At 58.8% G+C, this 16444-nt stretch carries 12 protein-coding genes and 1 riboswitch; of the genes, 5 read left to right on the top strand and 7 right to left on the bottom strand.

Going from position 1 to position 16444, the window contains the following annotated elements; all coding sequences use genetic code 11:
• Nucleotides 1-131 precede the first annotated feature (131 nt).
• Both AAFX04_09170 and AAFX04_09175 read right to left on the bottom strand, forming a co-directional pair.
• Nucleotides 132-977: a helical backbone metal receptor gene (locus AAFX04_09170; protein MEO1045595.1), complete on the bottom strand. Its 846-nt coding sequence runs from the start codon at nt 975-977 to the stop codon at nt 132-134.
• Nucleotides 977-2935 carry a TonB-dependent receptor gene (locus AAFX04_09175; protein MEO1045596.1) on the bottom strand — a complete coding sequence of 653 codons (1959 nt, stop codon included), beginning with the start codon at nt 2933-2935 and terminating at the stop codon, nt 977-979. The genes AAFX04_09170 and AAFX04_09175 overlap by 1 nt, the downstream gene beginning before the upstream one ends.
• Nucleotides 2936-3027: 92 nt before the next feature.
• Nucleotides 3028-3250, bottom strand: a riboswitch (cobalamin riboswitch).
• A 66-nt stretch (nt 3251-3316) separates the two neighbouring features.
• Here AAFX04_09175 and AAFX04_09180 point away from each other — a divergent pair.
• The 4 genes from AAFX04_09180 to AAFX04_09195 all read left to right on the top strand — a co-directional run bounded on the left by AAFX04_09180 (nt 3317) and on the right by AAFX04_09195 (nt 8829).
• Nucleotides 3317-4819, top strand: a complete 1503-nt coding sequence (locus AAFX04_09180) for an MATE family efflux transporter (protein MEO1045597.1) — start codon at nt 3317-3319, stop codon at nt 4817-4819.
• A 161-nt stretch (nt 4820-4980) separates the two neighbouring features.
• Nucleotides 4981-6144 carry a cell wall hydrolase gene (locus AAFX04_09185; protein MEO1045598.1) on the top strand — a complete coding sequence of 388 codons (1164 nt, stop codon included), beginning with the start codon at nt 4981-4983 and terminating at the stop codon, nt 6142-6144.
• Between the two features lie 162 nt (nt 6145-6306).
• Nucleotides 6307-6654, top strand: coding sequence for a hypothetical protein (locus tag AAFX04_09190; protein ID MEO1045599.1), 348 nt, complete (start codon nt 6307-6309; stop codon nt 6652-6654).
• Between the two features lie 333 nt (nt 6655-6987).
• Nucleotides 6988-8829 (top strand): EAL domain-containing protein, encoded by a 1842-nt coding sequence (locus AAFX04_09195; GenBank protein MEO1045600.1) that lies wholly within the window; start codon nt 6988-6990, stop codon nt 8827-8829.
• Between the two features lie 11 nt (nt 8830-8840).
• Here AAFX04_09195 and AAFX04_09200 read toward each other — a convergent pair whose 3' ends face one another.
• Both AAFX04_09200 and AAFX04_09205 read right to left on the bottom strand, forming a co-directional pair.
• A complete protein-coding gene (locus AAFX04_09200; protein ID MEO1045601.1) occupies nt 8841-9842 on the bottom strand; it encodes a crotonase/enoyl-CoA hydratase family protein in 1002 nt (333 codons plus the stop codon).
• A 279-nt stretch (nt 9843-10121) separates the two neighbouring features.
• The gene (locus AAFX04_09205; GenBank protein ID MEO1045602.1) at nt 10122-11450 is read right to left on the bottom strand and encodes an enoyl-CoA hydratase-related protein; all 1329 of its coding nucleotides are present in this window, start codon (nt 11448-11450) and stop codon (nt 10122-10124) included.
• 124 nt (nt 11451-11574) lie between these two features.
• Here AAFX04_09205 and AAFX04_09210 point away from each other — a divergent pair, with 124 nt between their 5' ends.
• Nucleotides 11575-12711, top strand: a complete 1137-nt coding sequence (locus tag AAFX04_09210) for a DUF3667 domain-containing protein (GenBank protein MEO1045603.1) — start codon at nt 11575-11577, stop codon at nt 12709-12711.
• Between the two features lie 21 nt (nt 12712-12732).
• Here the strand turns inward: AAFX04_09210 and AAFX04_09215 are convergent, their stop codons facing one another.
• The 3 genes from AAFX04_09215 to AAFX04_09225 form a co-directional block, all read right to left on the bottom strand.
• Nucleotides 12733-14595 (bottom strand): cation:proton antiporter, encoded by a 1863-nt coding sequence (locus AAFX04_09215; GenBank protein MEO1045604.1) that lies wholly within the window; start codon nt 14593-14595, stop codon nt 12733-12735.
• 189 nt (nt 14596-14784) lie between these two features.
• On the bottom strand, nt 14785-15873 hold the full coding sequence (locus tag AAFX04_09220) for a glutathione S-transferase (protein MEO1045605.1): 1089 nt from the start codon (nt 15871-15873) through the stop codon (nt 14785-14787).
• 94 nt (nt 15874-15967) lie between these two features.
• Nucleotides 15968-16369 carry a thioesterase family protein gene (locus AAFX04_09225; GenBank protein ID MEO1045606.1) on the bottom strand — a complete coding sequence of 134 codons (402 nt, stop codon included), beginning with the start codon at nt 16367-16369 and terminating at the stop codon, nt 15968-15970.
• Between the last annotated feature and the right edge of the window lie 75 nt (nt 16370-16444).

A 16444-nucleotide genomic window follows, 5' to 3' on the forward strand; every position in this document is an offset into this window, starting at 1 on the left:
GTAAACGGGGAGGTGGCAGCGCGTAGCGCTGACGGAGGGGGATTTCCACTTGCTATGCAAAAACGGCAGGTCCCCTTCCACCACCTTCGGCGGTCCTTCTCCCCGCAAGCGGGAAGGATCCTTGGTAGCAGTCACCGCAGCACCTCCCGCCGTACCTCAGACAGCCTTTTTGCTGCGCGCTCAATGGTCGGACCGGCGCAAAAGAGCAGCCTGTTATCAAAATCGGTTATCACCATCTGCCCGCGCATCCGCTGCAGCGCGGGATGTCCCAGCATCCGGTCCTGTTGCACCATGTCCGACGCGGTGGTCAGCAGCACTTCAGGCGGATCGGCCAGCAGCGGCTCGAGCGGCAATATGTCCCAGCTTGCAAGACCATGATCGCTACTGACATTACGGAAGCCGGTAGCGGCGAGCAACGCATCGATCAGCGTATTCTCTCCGGGGACAAGCCCCCCGCCCTGCCACACCAATGCGGCAATGGGTGGGGCATCGTTTTCGGGCCGGGCCGCCGACAGCGCGGCGTCGATCCGTGCCACCAGCGCCTCGCCCTGTGGTTCGCGATCCAGCGCCGCAGCAATGATGCGGATGCCGGAATGACTGTCATCGACACTCATGGCGACCGGCATCTGCACCAGCGCAACGCCCAGCTGTTCCAGCGCCGCCACCGTTGCCGGACCGACATGGCCGCCGGCGATCACCAGATCGGGATTGAGCGCTAATATCTCTTCCACTGTGCCATCCGTCGCGGGATAAAGCCGCGCCTCTTCGAGCGACATCGATGTTGCTTCGGGATCATGGCTGTAATGGCTGATCGCAAGAATCTGGCCTGGTGCCGCCAGCTCGGCAACAATCGCATCGGTGCAGGGGTTGATCGAGACGATGCGCGGGAGGTTGGTATCGGACGCCTCTGACTCACCAGCTGTGCCCTGCTGGCATGCCGCCAGCAGGGCCAGAGCCGCAAGAGCCAGTGGCCGCATTACAGACGCACCCGTATCCCGCCAAAGGCCGACTGGCCGGCTGTAGCGAAACCGGCGGCGGTCTGGTAGTCGACATCAAAGGCGTTTTCGAGACGGCCGAAGACCTCTATATTCCCGGTCACATTAAATGCCGCGCGGAAGCGCACAGTGGAAAAGCCATCGAGCGCAACAGTGTTGCCGACATTGTCGAAACTGTCTGAAACAAGCCGCAAATCGGCACCAAGCCGCAAGCCGTTGCCAATCTCCTCGGCAAACCAGTCCGCCGCCAGCGTCAGCGCATGATCGGGCTGGCGTGCCAGTTGATTGCCGAAGTTGAAGCTCGCCGGGCTGCGGTTTTCGGTGTCTATATAGCTATAGACCGCGCGCGCCGTCAGGCGGCGTGACGGGCGCACCACCAGCTCCGCCTCGACGCCCCGGGCACGGGTTTCGAGAATATTGTCGAAAAAGCCAAAGCGCCCATCCCCGCATAAGGGGAATTCCGTTACATCTGCTCCAAAACAGGAAAAGAAATCGATCTGGTTGTCGGTGTCCCTCTGGAACAGCGTCAGCGACCCGGCGAAGGTGCCACCGGCATTGCGGTCCTGATATTCGATGCCGACCTCATAGCCCTGGCTGGTTTCCGGATCGAGACCGGGGTTGCCGAATGCCGAGAGCAACTGGAACAGGCTCGGCGCACGGAAGCCCTCCTGATAGGCAGCGCGCACCCGCCAGCCATCATCGCCAATGGCAATGCTGCCATCGGCGCCAAAGGTGACCTCGGTGCCATATTGCTCATGATCGTCGACGCGGACACCGGCAGAAATATTCACCCGGTCATTGTTGAGCCGCACCAGGCCGTAAATGCTGTCGAGGCCGCTATCGCCAATGGTTCCGGTGTCGAAGCTGGTTTCTTCATTTTCGAGACCAAAGTAAAAATTGACGGTATCGGTGACAGCATATTCGCCGCGCAGCTCAAGCCGCTCATTGCGGCCTTCGCCAAAGAAAACCGGATCGGTACCAAAGGCCGGGTTGAAATTGTCGCGGTTGATATCGGCAATCGAGTAGAGCGCGCGAAGTTTCAGCCGTTCGCCACTATATTCGATGCCTGCCGAACCGGAGACCTGCGAGGTTTCCTGAAACTCTGCCGTGTCGATCTGGGCAAAGGGCGGGACGAACTGAAAGCCGTCAATATCCAGCTCGCTATCGGCAAAACGTGCCTGTGCGAAAACCGAGATCTCGCTGGTAATCGCATAGGCAATACGGCCATTGATGAAGAGCTGGTTATAGCCGTCATCCTCGGTGCCGCCGGCAAAGCTGGAAAAACCGTCGCTTTCGAGATAGCCGCCCGAGACGCTGATATTGAGGGCATCGCCAAGATCGGGATTCACACTACCGGTCAGCGAATAGGTACCGAACGAACCGGCCTCTGCAACAAAAGATGCATTTTCACCATCGCCGCCGGTTTCTACCGCAATAATGCCGCCAATGGCGTTGCTGCCCCAGATAATCGAATTGGCGCCGCGCAGCACCTCGACCTTGTTGATGTTCTGCGGCAGGATATTACCGAAATCAAAGCTGTTGCCCGGCGAGGACGGGTCGTTCAGCCGCACGCCATCAACCAGGAACAGCACCTGATCCGAGGTGCTACCGCGCAAACGAACCGAGGTCACCGAACCCAAAGTGCCATTGCGGCTGGTGGTCACGCCGGGTGCGCGCTCCAATATCTGGACAATATCAAAGGTCTGGATACTCTCGATTTCTTCATCGCCGATCACCGTGATGGCACGACCTGTGTCGCTCGCCGCATCTTTCCAGCCACTGGCCAATACAGTGATGCCTTCATCGAAATCCGGGTCCGAGAAGATACCGCTTTCCGTATCATTCTGCGTCGAATCTTCCTGCGCCAGCGCCGGATTTGCCAGCAAGCAATATGCACCCGCGCTGCAGAGCAGCACTGTCTTGATCGATTGTATTCGCATGGTGTTTACTCCCTTCCCATGACGTTCACATGCAAGTGTCGTCACGCGGAAAGCAGCCTTTCCTCGTTCCTCCGGCACACCCCGTCCGTTGGATACGACGACCGGCGACAGGCTGGTCTCCTGGCTCCCGGGTCGTCATCTGGGGCACCGCCTTCCCGGCCAGCCTGATCAAGGGCTCTCCAGTGGCATATGGCGCACAGACTCGCCGGTCACAGTTGCGGGGGCAGCTCCGGCGTGATGAAGCATGGCGCTCCACCCTGTTCCGGATTCCCAATTCACGCCCGTCTCCGGGCGACCTGTACCGTGGGCAGACGTCTATCGGCGTTGCTGTGCCTTGGCAAGACAGTAGCCACGCGCCCGGTCCGGCCAAGAAATGCTTCTTTGCCTTTGCCCGGGTGCTGCCTATATCGTCTGATACCATTCCTCCCGCCAGCGAGAATCTCCATCTTCAAGCGCGCCACCCAGAACGGCCAGACCATCGCAGGCGACAGCGCGCCACCGGCACGCGCCGGAGAGACGGCAGAGCGCGGCTCGCTCAGTACCAGGCCGGGCAAGTTCCTCAGCGGCAGCCTGATGCGCCATGTCGCGGTGATGACATTGACCTCATCTTTCGGGCTGGTGGCGATGTTCCTGGTCGATTTTCTCGACCTGTTTTTCATTGCCCAACTCGGCGATCCGGCACTGACCGCAGCCATGGGCTTTGCCGCGACGCTGCTGTTCTTCAACTCGGCGCTTAATATCGGCCTGATGATTACCATCAGCGCGCTCGCTGCCAAAAGCATTGGCATGGGGCGTGGCGAAAAGGCCAATGTGCTTTTCACCCATGTCATGCTGCTCGGCATCGTCCTTTCTCTACCGCTGGCGCTGGCCTTCTGGATATTCGCCCCCGGTTTCATGGATCTGATCGGTGCCACCGGCACCGCGCGCGAAGCGGCGGTGCAATATATCCGCATCGTCGCACCGTTCAGCCCGATCACCGTAACCGGCATGATCTGCTCGGGATTTCTGCGCGCCCATGGTGACGCCCGGCGGGCGATGAACACAACACTGGCCATGGCGACGACCAATGCGATATTCGACCCGCTGCTGATCTTCGGGCTGGATTTGGGTTTTGCCGGGGCTGCCTATGCGACGGTACTGTCGATCTTCGCCATGGCCGTCGCCGGCTTCTGGCCGGTGCTGCGGCTCTATGGCGGTTTTGCGCCGCTGAAATGGGAGCATTTTACCGCCGACCTGCCACCGATATGGGGGATTATGGGACCGGCAGTCCTGACCAATCTGGCGACACCGGTGGGCGGGTTTATCACTTTCCGTTTCCTCGCCGAATATAATGAGACGGTGATCGCCACCTATGCGGTGATCGGACGCATCGTGCCGGTCGCCTTCTGTCTGCTATTCTCGCTGTCGGGTGCGATCGGACCGATTGTTGGCCAGAATTACGGTGCCCAGTCCTATGACCGGGTGCGCGATAGCATCCGCAATGCCGTGCTGTTCGCCACCGGCTATACCCTGCTGATCTGGCCGGTGCTGTTCTTTGCCGCGCCGCTGATCGCCGACCTGTTCGATCTGGATGGCGAAGGAGTGATGCTGTTGCAGGTATTTGGCGGCATTGTCGCACCGCTCTTCCTGTTCAACGGCATCCTCTATATCTCCAACGCGACGTTCAACAATCTCGAGCGACCACGCTGGTCAACCTGGCTCAACTGGGGCCGCAACACCATCGGCATTGTGCCGTTTCTGGTGATCGGTGACTGGCTGGCAGGCGCAGCAGGGCTGATCGCAGGCCCGGCAATCGGAGGTGTGATCTTCGGCATATTGGGCTATGTCCTGGCGCTACGACTGGTGAACAGCCATGAGGAAAAAGCCCGGGCAGCCCAGGTCTGACAGTTGACGCTGTCTTAATCCTGACCCGCCCCACTGTCCCGCAGCGGGACGGCACCCGTAAAAACTGCTCAACCGCATAGCCGCAAGGCCGTTGCTGATGGTATAGCTCAGGCCAACATAGGCACCGGAACAGGTGCAGAGGGACACAGATTCGCCGGATTATGGGGCACAATAGCGACAATCGAGTGAAACGGCGCGCCCGCAAGCGGCGCAAGGCGAGTCGCGTACGCCAGAGCCTGAGGCTGTCGCTGCGCGAAAAGCTGCTGTCGCTATCGCTGTTTGTCTTCTCCAGCTTCGCGCTGGTGCAGATGGGCACGGCACAGGGCGAGAACAGCGACTCCGCAGTGCCTGCCTATAGCGATGCCCGCCAGCTCTGGTCGGAACGCGCGGCGGACAATTTCCCCGGCTCAGCCTTTTATTATCTCGCAGAAGATGGCGACTGGCTGGCTACCAATGCCGCCGGCAACGCTGGCACAACGCTGATACCCGGTGCCGGCAATATCACCGCCAGCGCCGCGATCGGTCCATTTGCAGCGAGCGCCTTCCGTCTCGGCGGCAGCACCCGCGACCGCTATCGTGCGCTGCAATGCCTCACCACGGCAATCTATTATGAAGCGGCGCTCGAGCCCGATGCCGGACAGCGTGCCGTGGCCCAGGTTGTTCTCAACCGGGTGCGCCATCCGAGCTATCCCGCCAATATCTGCGGCGTCGTCTATCAGGGTTCGGAACGCGCCACTGGCTGCCAGTTCACCTTCAGCTGCGATGGTTCAATGGCGCGGCGTCCCGATCCCTATCACTGGAAGCGTGCGCGCCTGGTCGCCAGCGACATGCTCGACGGCGCGGTGTTTGCCCCGGCGGGCCTTGCCACTCATTATCACACCACCGAGGTCAGCCCCTATTGGGCACCCAGCCTCAACTTTCTCGGCACCATTGGTGCGCACCGTTTTTACAGCTGGAAAGGCAGCGCCGGGCTGCCAGCGGCATTTTCCGGCATCTATGCCGGTAATGAACCAAGCCCCGGCCCCAAACCGAAACAGGCGATTACCCGGGCATCGGCAACGACAGATCCGGTAGCACTGGCGCGCGCCTATGAGGCAGCTATTGCCCAGAGCCAGCAGGTAGCCGCTGCCAATGCTGCGGACAAGAACACCAGCCAAAAAGCACCAGCGGCATCCGCTCAGTCTGCACCGCCGCGTTATTCCGAGGCTGCCCGGGCCAAGGGCGGTGATGCCAATTACCGGGCGCAGAACCTGCCCGGTGCCAGCACGATCCGGCCCGAATATCGTGACAGCGGCCGCTGGATTGCCGAACCCGGCAAGCGATAGAAACACCAGTATATTACCGCGGAGCCGGGCTACGCCATATCATGGTTAATATTTCCGCGCCTTGGCTTAACCATTTGAGGCAACCGCGGATTAGCCCGCTGCTTCTATTTTCCCATGACCACAGATGCGCCATCGGGGCGCTCTGGCCAAATGGGAAATGTCATGAAAACGCCATCCCGCACCCTGCCTGAAACCGCCAGCGACACGGATGCGCCTGGCCATCGGCGCGGACCGCAGGAGCGAACGCCTGCAATAGCGCCAAAAGCTGCCCCCAAAACGGCTAATGACAACCAGCCATCACACGGCGAGCCGGCGATAGACACACCGCAGTTGCGCGCCGCTTTGCGGCTGTTTGCCCGTTACGGTTTTGGCAGTGCCGCCTATGCTGCGCACCAGGCCGAGCGTTGTTTCTGGCAAGGCAATAGCGACGGACAACGCTGGTGGACCGAATTGGCGCGCATTCTCGATCGCAAGCTGATGACGCAGTGGGATATGCCCGCGGATGGCTGAAACCCGACAGATGGCGGCTACAAAGCCCTTGTCTGATACAGTTTTCCATGCGCCGCTAATGGCTCTGAAACCTCCCGCACAGACCCTCGCTCCAGCGCTGCCACGGTCAATTTGTATATGCGGCATTAACCAAAAAATCAGAACTCTCTGCCAAGGGAGTTATGTGGGAAACCATATTAGTGGCGCGAAGAAACGGAGCGGACCATAAAATTTCGGCCATCTCGACTGGACGGTATCTTTGGCTCGGACCCGCTGAACGATCGGGTTAAGCGAGCGCTCGTCTCTACCCTGTATACCTCGCCCATCTCGCTGCTGCTCGGTGCGCTGTGCGGAGTGTTGGCGGCCGTCTTCATCGCCTGGCAGGCGGAGAGCCAAGCACTTTACATCGCCGCTGTGGTCATCACCATCGTCTCGACCTTCCGCGTCACCATTGCCTATATGTTCGAGGATCGCAGCCGCCGCGGCGATGCCGAAGCCTTTGAAACACTTTATGAAGCCGGCGCCTGGGCCTATGCGCTGTCGCTGGGCATGGTCACGGCTCTCGCGGTGGCTTTTGCCGACGATCCGACGCTGCATGTGCTGGCCTCGACCAACGCCATCGGTTACGCTGCCGGCATATCGGGGCGCAATGCCGGGCGCCCGGTCATTGCTATTGGCCAGATTATTCTCACCACCCTGCCGCCAGCACTGGCGCTGTGGTTCAGCGGCATCGTCTCCTACAAGATATTGGCGATCACCATCGTACTGTTCGATACCGCGATGATTGGCATCACCATTAACACCTTTGCCATTGTCCGCGATTCCTTCGACGCTGCCGAGCAGAATGCCGAGCTGGCCGAGAAAATGCGCAGCTATGCCCGCACCGATATTGTCACCGGGCTGCTCAACCGTGCCGGCCTGAACGGTCAGCTGGTGAAACTGCTGGCGAAAAACGAGAATGATGCTGCAATCAGCGTCTTCTGGCTCGATCTTGACCGGTTCAAGGAGGTCAATGACACGCTGGGCCATCCCGTTGGCGACAGACTGCTCGCCGAAACCGCAAAAAGGCTGCGGCGGATCTGCCCGGAAGACATTGTCGCGCGCTTTGGCGGTGATGAATTTGTTGTCGTCAGCTCCAAAACCGAACGCAGCACCATCGAAGCGATGGCCGAGGACATATTGACCGAGCTGACCCGGCCATTGCGGCTCGACGGCCACCGGCTGGAAATCGGTGTGTCGATCGGCATTGCGCAAATGCCGGAAAACGGCACCGATCTTGACGGTGTGATGCAATGCGCCGACCTTGCCCTCTATCACAGCAAGGTCAATGGCCGGAACCAGTACAGCTTCTTCGCCAAGTCGATGAACCGTGACCTGGTGCGCCGCCGCGAAATCGAGACGGAATTGCGTGCCGCAATCCAGAAGAACGAACTCAGCCTCTATTACCAGCCGATCGTCGATCTCAAGACCGGACGCATCAAGGCGTTCGAGGCATTGGTACGCTGGTTCCATCCGGAAAAGGGCGAGCTTGAACCGACCGAGTTCATCCCGGTTGCAGAAGATACCGGGCTGATCATCACTCTCGGCAACTGGATCACCGCGCGTGCCTGTGAGGCGGCAACCCAATGGCCCGAAGATATCGCCGTCTGTGTCAATGTCAGCCCGGTGCAGATGACCGCCCCGGGCGCGGCACTGGGCATCTTGCGCGCCATCCGCGATGCCGGGATCGCGCCACAACGTCTGGAACTGGAGATCACCGAGACGGTGTTCATCGACGAGGATGCCGCCATTTCCGACTTTATGGATACGCTGTCGCTCGAAGGTATCCGCATCGCGCTGGACGATTTCGGCACGGGATATTCCTCTCTATCCTATCTGCACAGCTATAATTTCAGCAAGATCAAGGTCGACCGTTCGTTCGTCAGTGGCCCCAATGCCGGTGCGAAGTCCAATGCCATTATCCGTGCCGTTGCCGAACTGGCAAGCACGCTCGACATGACGATTGTCGCCGAAGGTATTGAAAATCCCGATCATGCCCGTTCGGTCCAACAGGCAGGCTGCACCCAGGGCCAAGGCTATTATTACAGCCGACCGGTGCCCGAAACGCAAGCGCTCAAGCTTGCCAGTCTGGGCCGCACTGCAGCGCTCGATATCGATTGGGAAACGACAGCTTATCCTTTGCCGGCCAGGAGCTGATACTGGCTATGCTATTCGGCACCATCCGCCAGATTGCGCGGCTGACCGATATGCGTCACATCATCCATTGCCTGTTTGCGCACCCGGGTCTGTGCCGAAACCAGTTTCAGCATGAGCTTGAGATCCTGTTCACGCAGCTTGAGTGCTGAATCCGCCCATAGCTCAACAACGGCCTGCAATTCCTCGAGGCGGATATCAGCGACCAGATTCATCGCGCGGTTCGAGCCGAGGCGCCCGCTGAGACGGCGTTTTTCGCGTCTGATGAACTTGCGCACCGCAGCCACGCCTTCGCCGGGTTCGACCAGTTCGTGCACCAGTCCCATATCGTACAGCTCTTCGGCGATATAGGTCTTGCCGCCCATGATCATGCGTTCAGCCATGGCGGTGCCCAGCTTGCGCGACAAGATGCAATGCGCCCCCATTCCCGGGAACAGACCGAACATCGTCTCCGGCAGCCCGAATTTACTGCCTTTTTCGGCGATGATCAGGTCGAAGGAGAGCAACGCCTCGAAACCGCCGCCCAGTGCGTCACCCTCGACCAGGCCGATAGTGACCATCGGCAGATCCAGCGCATGCATATTGCGGTGCAGGATCCCGACACATTTGCGGCCATAATCGACCAGTGCCTCGCGATTGCCGGCACGTATATGCGACACAAACAGATCGAGATCGCCACCATAGCAGAACACGCCGGGGCAGCGCGACCCCAATACGAGAAAGCTGAGCGGCAGCTTGTCCGGCCCGAAACTGGTGCGGATGGCATTCTGCCAGCGGCGGAAATCATCGAGCATTGATGGGTTGAAGCTGGGTCGCCCAATCGGGTTCATATAGGTCCAGAGCGTCGCCTGATCCTGTTCATAAAGACAGTCCAGTTCGCCAAGTCGATAGAGATCGGGATCGACGGCCAGGCGATTGCGGGTTTCTGCTTCGCGCTGGCGCAAAAGGCCGTTGACATCGGCGCGAACGTTTAACGCACTGGTATCAGTAGCGTTTTTATCATGCGCTATCCCCATTGCCACGCTCCATGCCGTTTGCGACTTTTCTTGTGTCTTATGAATAGCGTCGGAAGTGGATCCTTTGCAAACCATTAACCATAGAAAACGACAAATTCTTTTCAGTTCACCGTATTTTATTTAGTTGCTTCTGAAATTATCAGATACTGTCCCGTCCTGAGACGTAACATATGTGCAACGACGGCTAACGGCTTGTAAAAAGGCTGTGCCGCGTAAAAAGATGTATCATATTGGTCGCCGCCGGCAGGTCAGGACATCGCAACTGGTATCAAACGCGCATCAACGCCCGCTGAAGCGTGGCTTGCGTTTCTCCAGAATGGCGTCGATCGCCTCGCGATGGTCGTCCATCTGCTGCAGCACGCCCTGCCAGATCGCCGCCTCATCGAGATGCTCGCTGAGCGACATGTCGCGCGCATCCTTCAGCAGCCGCTTCGACTTGCGCACCGCGGCCGGAGGATATTGCACTACCATTTCGGCCAGCTCTCCGGCCCGGGACAGCAGATCACCGGCGGGCAACACCTCACTGACCAGACCATAGTCAAGCGCCCTGGCGGCATCGATAAACTCACCGGTGAGCAGCATCTGGCTCGCCCGCGCCATACCGATGGTGCGCGGCAGCAACCAGGCCCCGCCATCGCCCGGTATGATCCCGACGCGCAGAAAGCTCTCGGCAAACACCGCCTTGTCGGCGGCGATACGGATATCGCACATACAGGCCAGGTCGCACCCGGCACCAATGGCATGGCCGTTGATAGCGGCAATTACCGGGACCGACATCGCATCCATGGTCCGCGGGATACGCTGGATATGATCGCGATACCATTGCTCGAGCTCGAGCGGGCTCATCTGCTGCTCGGCAGTGAGCGCCCTGATCTGCTTGATATTGCCGCCGGAGCAGAAACTGTCTCCTGCCCCGGTCAATATGGCGCAGCTGACGTTACTGTCGGCCTCGGCGGCATCAAGCGCATCGACAAGTGCCGCAATCACCTCTTCGGACAGCGCATTGCGCGCGCCGGGCCGGTTGAGAGTGATGGTGGCGATGCGGCCATCGACTTCATAGAGCACCGGCGGACCGACAATCTCGGCATCGGCAACATCGCTTCCATATTCGGTTGCGTCACCGACAGGGCGCACCCGCTTTTTCTTGTCGGCATAGTCGCCGCCATGGAACAACAGCGGCGGCTTGGCATCATGCTCGAACCCCACCACTTCACCGACAAAGATGACATGATCGCCGCCCTCATAGGCATGGCGGGTGCGGCAGCGGAAGCGCGCGGTGCAGCCTTCGAGCAGGGGTAGCCCGCTACCGGCGATATCAAGTCCGGCGAATTTGTCGTCCATGCGCGAGGCGAAACGGTTCGACAGGTCATCCTGATCACTGGCGAGGATATGCACCGCAAATTCCTCTGCTGCCTCGAACACCGACATGCAGCGTGAGGTTCTGGCGAGCGACCATAGTATCAGCGGCGGGTCGAGCGAGACCGAGTTGAAGCTGTTGGCGGTAACACCTACCGGCGTGCCATCAGCGCTGCGCGCGGTAACGATGGTGACGCCGGTGGCAAACTGGCCCAGTGCATCGCGAAATGTGCGGGGATCGAAACTGTTCATGCCGGGTTTATGGGGTGCCGCGACGGTCTTTGCAATTCCGTGCTTTGCAAGACCACCGGATTTTGGCTAAACTGGTTCTGCGCAAGGGGACTGCGCCGGATCACAAGGATTGGGGCCGACCCTCATGTCTCAGGAATTTGAAGCGATCGGAACCATGGCAGAAGGTGCCATGGCAGGCCGGGTGTTTGAAAAGCGCGACGGCGAGACCAGCGCCGACGCCGCGCATGGCGAAGCCTGTCTCAATTGCGGTACAACGCTGATCGGCTCGCATTGCCATGTCTGCGGCCAGCCCGCACATATTCACCGCTCGATAAGCGCCTTCTGGCACGACATCTTGCACGGGGTGCTGCATTTTGACGGCAAGTTCTGGAACACTTTGCCGCTTCTGGCATGGAAGCCGGGCGAACTGACCCGGCGCTATGTCCATGGCGAGCGCGCCAAATTCATCTCACCCATGGCGCTGTTCCTGTTCGCCATATTCATGATGTTTGCCATCTTCTCCTTTGTCGGCTCTCCCGGCTTGTCGAACGCCAGTACAGACAGTGACGGCGAGGTAACGCCGATCGACTGGAGCTGGCAAACGGACCAGCAAAACCTGGCCGAGGTAGAAGCCCTGATTGCCGAAAAACAGGCAAAGCTGGAGCAGGAAGCTCTCTCCGAAGCGGAACGCGACAAATTACAGGGAGAAATCAACGCCGAAAAGGGCAAAGCCAATGCGCTATCCTTCGCCACTACCGGCTCTGTCCGATATCCCGAGCTTGTAGATGATGATGGCGACATTGCCGGGCTGGACTCCGAAGGCAATGTCGATACCGGCGTACCCTGGCTCAACAAATGGGTGACCAACGCCGCCAAAAAAGCCAATAGCAACCCGGAGCTGCTGCTCTACAAGCTCAAATCCAACGGCTATAAGTTCGCCTGGCTGCTGATCCCGCTATCCATACCCTTTGTCTGGCTGGTCACCATCGGCAAGCGCGGCCACCGCTTTTACGATCATGCGGTGTTCACCACCTATTCGCTGGCCTTCATGTCGCTGCTGTTCATTGCCTGTGCGCTATCGGTAAAGTTCAACATTCTTCCCGGACTGGTGATTCCGCTGGCAGTGCTTTACGCGCCATTCCATCTCTACCGCCAGCTGCGCCATGCCTATGGCTTTTCGCGCATAGGCACGGTGTTCCGTTTCATCGTGCTGTTCGCCTTTATCAACATCATCAGCGTGCTGTTTCTGATGATCCTGATCGCACTCGGGCTGCTCGGCTGATCTTACCGCACATCTGATGCTTCAATCGGCTGAAGGACGCATCTTGCCTTTCAGTTGCTGTTCCCATTCAGCACGCATCTCGCGCGCTTTTTGCATGTAAGCGTCATTGTCCTGCACCGGAATGTCTATATCATACAGACCGGCAAGCTCCACCATGGAGCTACGATCGACTTGCTCAAATACCGCCATCATGCGTTCTGCTTCCGGACGCTCTATCCCAAGCGCTTCCAGTGCGGAACGCGCAGCGCGAAGTGAGCTGTCATAGGTCTCGCGAATAATGTCCCGGCAACCAACCGACCAAAGATCATAGACATGGGTACGGTCAATGGCGCGAGCCACCACATGCACATGCGGAAAGGCTTTGCAGACATATCGCGCAAGCTGGGTAATGGCCTGTTTGTCATCAATCGCAATGACCAGGATATGCGCATTCTCCAACCCTGCCGCTTCCAGCAGATCATGTCGGGTCGCATCCCCGTAATGCACGCGCATGCCGAAGCTCCGCAGCATTTCCAGCTGATCAGAGCTGTAATCGACAACGACTGTGTCATAACCTGCGCCCGACAATGCGCGATTGACGATACCGCCAAAACGGCCATGCCCGGCAATGATGATCTTGGCGTCGGAGTCTATCTCATCCGCTTCGCGCTCCTGCTCGACCGAATAGCGAGGGGCAATGACACGATCATAGAGAATGAAGAGCGCCGGCGTCACCAGCATCGACAGGGCAACGACCAATAGCAATATGTCAGCAATGTCCGTTGGCAAGGCGGCACTGGCGACAGAGAATGACAGCAGCACAAAGCCGAATTCACCTGCCTGCGCCAATCCCAGGCTAAACAGCCATTTGTCGCCGCCCGCAATTTTGAAAACACGCGCCAGAACGGACAGTACCGCGATCTTGAGAATGATGAGCCCCAGGGTCAGGCCGATAACCAGCGAGACATTTGCAAACAGAAAAGCAAAATCTATCCCCGCACCGACCGTCATGAAAAAGATGCCCAGAAATATCCCCTTGAACGGGTTGATATCGCTTTCCAGCTCATGGCGAAATTCGCTGTTGGCCATCACGACGCCGGCCAGGAATGTGCCGAGCGCTGCTGACAGGCCCACCATCGTCATCAGGATCGTGATGGCCAGAACGATCATCAGTGCCGTCATCACAAAGAGCTCACGCAGCCGGGCACGCGAGACAAAGCGGAAGACTGGGTCAGTCAGATAGCGGCCAGCAAAGATCACTGCGCCAATGGCTGCAACCGTAACAATAGCCGTTTGCCAGGCAGGCAGATTCTCCACCAGGTTGAGATGAAGCGCGCCCTCGCCGGCTGCATGGCTATCGACTGCTGCCGTGCCACTCCCGGCCAGTTCCGGAAGAGCCAGCAGGGGAATGACGACCAGCATCGGGATAACTGCGATGTCCTGAAACAGCAGCACCGCAAAACTGGCCTGTCCGCCATCGCTTTTTAACAGCCCTTTCTCATTCAGGGTCTGGTTGACAATGGCTGTCGAGGACAAGGCCAGGATCATTCCGATCGCAATCCCCACGGTCCAGGGCTGACTGAACAGCAGCGCAATAGCGCATACGATCAGAGCCGTGATCCCGACCTGCAGGCCGCCCAACGCGAAAATTCGCGCACGCATGTCCCACAGCGCTCTGGGGCTCATTTCCAGCCCGATGATAAACAGCATCATCACAACACCAAATTCGGAGAAATGCTGCATCCCGGTCACATCTGCGCCAACAAAGCTCAGCACAGGCCCCAGTGCGATCCCGGCGAGCAAATATCCCAATACCGATCCCAATCCGGACCGCTTCGCCAATGGCACAGCGATAATCCCGGCAAGGAACAGCGCAAAAGTGATGATCATGAATTCATTGGACATGCGGGCATCCCTAATTGCTGGCGCAGAAACCTGCAAAGGCCATCTTATCGGCACCTGCACCAATTAAGAGCTTACAAAGCTCTATCTTGGCGCATTGCGCGATATACAGTTATGGCTTGGAGATGGCCGAACATGGCCCTGTCTGTCACTTCCCAATGTTGCCTGACAGCACATTGTGCTGGTGCCGGATCAATCGGCCAGAACGAGCCGGTGGTCAACAAAATCAAGCCGCTGCGGCAGGCGGAAATCGCGAAACGCGCTGCCGTCCACTGCATCGAGCAGCGCATCGGCACGCACCCGTGCATCGCCCTGCAGCGCCCGATAGGCGTCAAGCGGGCGCTGGTGCATCCACAGGCTGAACAGCGTCGCTGCCCGCGCGCCACTGGTGCCTTCGATCGTGAACGGCGCAAAGCCAACCGCGCGCGGCAGTTCCTCGCCCGCATTTTCTGTTGCCCATCCCGCCAGCATATCGGCGCTGATCTGCAGCCAGGGAATATGCTCCGCCATCATCCGCCGCAGCACCGGATAGAGCGTTTCGGGAATCGCATCGTCATCAAGAAAACTGCCCGATAGCGGCGTTTCGACCTGCACCATGCGTTCGACCCAGAGTGCGACATTGGGCGCCAGTCGCTGCATGATCTCGCCCGAGGCCGGATCGCGATAAAGATGCGCATAAAGCGGGCCGATCAGGCCATAATCACCTATACTGGGCTGTGACCCGAGCAGATAGTCCTGGGCGGCAAAATGTGTATCCAGATCAGCGAGTAACGCCTCATAGCTCGCTTCAATTGCCGGGATCGTCGCTTCGTTGATGCCGAGGACCGGACAGAAGCCCTTGAACGCGGTGCCGCGCTCCTTGCCGACAGCATATTGTTCTTCCGGCGTACCATCGGGATGGGCTACCTTGCCAAATTCGGAATAGGCCCATTCCTCATTATAGTTCCAACGATAATGCATTGCCGGGATGGTCAGCCATTCATCGCCATAGCTTTCGAACAGCAGCGCCACCAGATGCTGTACGGGCGTTTCGGGATAGACCGAAGGACCCTCGGCAACACCCTCATAATGATCGATAATCTTTGTTGTGTCCTGGATGATTTCGCCATTGGCGAGCTGCAGCACCGGGATCACCGGACGGCCGACCGCAGGAATGATGATGTCGCGATAGACTTCGGGCCGCGACAGCGCTTCGCGATAATCCACGCCCTTCCAGTCCATATAGGCGCGCGCCTTGCCCGAATAGAGCGACAGCGGCGCGGCGTAGAGAATATCGGTCATGCGGTGTCTTTCCTCTCAGTCGCCAGCGCGCTATGCTGTGAAACAGTCACAGGCGATGCGCAAGCACTGTTACGGTTGAGAGATGACCGGGTGATCAGTCTTCGGTTAAGGGAAGGAAGCGGCGCACGACATCCTTGGTCAGCCGCGCCGGACGCAGCGTCTCGGCATCGATGCAGCACCAGCTCGATTTGACTTCGGCCAGCACTTCCTCGCCACGGCTGATGACGGTGTCGTAAAAGGCGCGCGCGCCATGCACTTTCTCAAGGATCACGGTGGCAATCACCTCGTCATCGAGAAAAGCCGGCTTGCGATAGGTGATCTCATGTTTGAGCGCGACCCAGAGATGTTCGGCCACGGCCGTCGGCGGCGCGATCTTCTCCCAATGAGCGATCACAGCATCCTGTACCCAGTTGAGATAATGCGCATTATTGACATGCCCCATGAAATCAATTTCAGAGGCGGAGACGCTGATGGGATGGTGATGCTGGCGCGACATATGCTGACAGTAATGTCAGTAATGCCCGAATGAAAGCGGAAAATTGCCGCGTTGCACAATTAGCCTGTAACATCG

Source organism: Pseudomonadota bacterium, from assembly GCA_039818985.1.
Lineage (GTDB): Bacteria > Pseudomonadota > Alphaproteobacteria > Sphingomonadales > Sphingomonadaceae > Alterisphingorhabdus.

Excerpts from the sequence above, each read along its gene's own strand:
- AAFX04_09170 (MEO1045595.1), bottom strand. The coding sequence starts at position 977 with ATGCGGCCACTGGCTCTTGCGGCTCTGGCCCTGCTGGCGGCATGCCAG.
- AAFX04_09175 (MEO1045596.1), bottom strand. The coding sequence starts at position 2,935 with ATGCGAATACAATCGATCAAGACAGTGCTGCTCTGCAGCGCGGGTGCA.
- AAFX04_09185 (MEO1045598.1), top strand. The coding sequence starts at position 4,981 with ATGGGGCACAATAGCGACAATCGAGTGAAACGGCGCGCCCGCAAGCGG.
- AAFX04_09190 (MEO1045599.1), top strand. The coding sequence starts at position 6,307 with ATGAAAACGCCATCCCGCACCCTGCCTGAAACCGCCAGCGACACGGAT.
- AAFX04_09200 (MEO1045601.1), bottom strand. The coding sequence starts at position 9,842 with ATGGGGATAGCGCATGATAAAAACGCTACTGATACCAGTGCGTTAAAC.
- AAFX04_09205 (MEO1045602.1), bottom strand. The coding sequence starts at position 11,450 with ATGAACAGTTTCGATCCCCGCACATTTCGCGATGCACTGGGCCAGTTT.
- AAFX04_09210 (MEO1045603.1), top strand. The coding sequence starts at position 11,575 with ATGTCTCAGGAATTTGAAGCGATCGGAACCATGGCAGAAGGTGCCATG.
- AAFX04_09215 (MEO1045604.1), bottom strand. The coding sequence starts at position 14,595 with ATGTCCAATGAATTCATGATCATCACTTTTGCGCTGTTCCTTGCCGGG.
- AAFX04_09220 (MEO1045605.1), bottom strand. The coding sequence starts at position 15,873 with ATGACCGATATTCTCTACGCCGCGCCGCTGTCGCTCTATTCGGGCAAG.
- AAFX04_09225 (MEO1045606.1), bottom strand. The coding sequence starts at position 16,369 with ATGTCGCGCCAGCATCACCATCCCATCAGCGTCTCCGCCTCTGAAATT.